The organism is Paenibacillus sp. BT-177, assembly GCF_025846815.2.
Classification (GTDB): Bacteria; Bacillota; Bacilli; order Paenibacillales; family Paenibacillaceae; genus Paenibacillus; species Paenibacillus polymyxa_C.
The window spans coordinates 1-1172 of the sequence record NZ_JAOYTP010000036.1 but is presented as its reverse complement, the minus strand read 5'-3'; the positions used below and the strand labels follow the sequence as shown (position 1 = coordinate 1172).

Genomic DNA, 1172 nt, shown 5'->3' with positions numbered 1-1172 from the left:
AAGTCGGAATTGCTAGTAATCGCGGATCAGCATGCCGCGGTGAATACGTTCCCGGGTCTTGTACACACCGCCCGTCACACCACGAGAGTTTACAACACCCGAAGTCGGTGAGGTAACCGCAAGGAGCCAGCCGCCGAAGGTGGGGTAGATGATTGGGGTGAAGTCGTAACAAGGTAGCCGTATCGGAAGGTGCGGCTGGATCACCTCCTTTCTATGGAGAATCGTTTCCTGCGATGGAAACATTCAAATATGAAGCGTAAGCTTCAAAACTCAGGTTTAGGCCTGTTACTCACTCGTTGCTCAGTTTTGAGAGTTCAAACTCTCAAGCGTTTGGTGGCGATAGCGGAGGGGTTCCACACGTACCCATCCCGAACACGACCGTTAAGCCCTCCAGCGCCGATGGTACTTGGACCGCAGGGTCCTGGGAGAGTAGGACGCCGCCAAGCGCAACCACTAAAGAAAAACTTTTTTTGGTGGTTTATTATGGGCCCTTAGCTCAGCTGGTTAGAGCGCACCCCTGATAAGGGTGAGGTCGGTGGTTCGAGTCCACTAGGGCCCACCATAAATTTTATATTTTCTTTTGGGGCCATAGCTCAGCTGGGAGAGCGCCTGCCTTGCAAGCAGGAGGTCAGCGGTTCGATCCCGCTTGGCTCCACCAAAAGATTTATTATTGCACCTTGAAAACTGGATACCGAAACGAAATTGCGTTTTAGAATATTCCTTTAAGCTGATCTTGTGTAAACAAGTGAAATAAAGGTAGCATATCGTATTTACATTGTAGATACTAGGTTAAGCTACAAAGAGCACACGGAGGATGCCTAGGCGCCAGGAGCCGACGAAGGACGTGGCGAACAACGATAAGGCCTCGGGGAGCTGTAAGCAAGCTTTGATCCGGGGATGTCCGAATGGGGAAACCCGGCTGTCTTCATCGACAGTCACTACTCACTGAATTCATAGGTGAGTGAGAGGCAGACCAGGGGAACTGAAACATCTAAGTACCCTGAGGAAGAGAAAACAATAGTGATTCCGTCAGTAGCGGCGAGCGAACGCGGATTAGCCCAAACCAAGGAGCTTGCTCCTTGGGGTTGTGGGACGTCTCACATGGAGTTACAAAGGAACCGGTTAGATGAAGAGGTCTGGAAAGGCCCGCCAGAGAAGGTAAAAGCCCTGTA

Annotated in this window: 2 tRNA genes and 3 rRNA genes; all 5 read left to right on the top strand. The window is 51.0% G+C overall.

Annotated features, from left to right (window positions below):
- Positions 1-211 (top strand): 16S ribosomal RNA (locus OIU26_RS25820); the annotation flags it as partial.
- 118 nt (positions 212-329) lie between these two features.
- Positions 330-446 (top strand): 5S ribosomal RNA (gene rrf / locus OIU26_RS25815).
- Positions 447-485: 39 nt separating this feature from the next.
- Positions 486-562, top strand: a tRNA-Ile gene (locus OIU26_RS25810).
- A gap of 20 nt (positions 563-582) precedes the next feature.
- Positions 583-658: transfer RNA gene (locus tag OIU26_RS25805), tRNA-Ala, on the top strand.
- 129 nt (positions 659-787) lie between these two features.
- Positions 788-1172 (top strand): 23S ribosomal RNA (locus OIU26_RS25800); the annotation flags it as partial.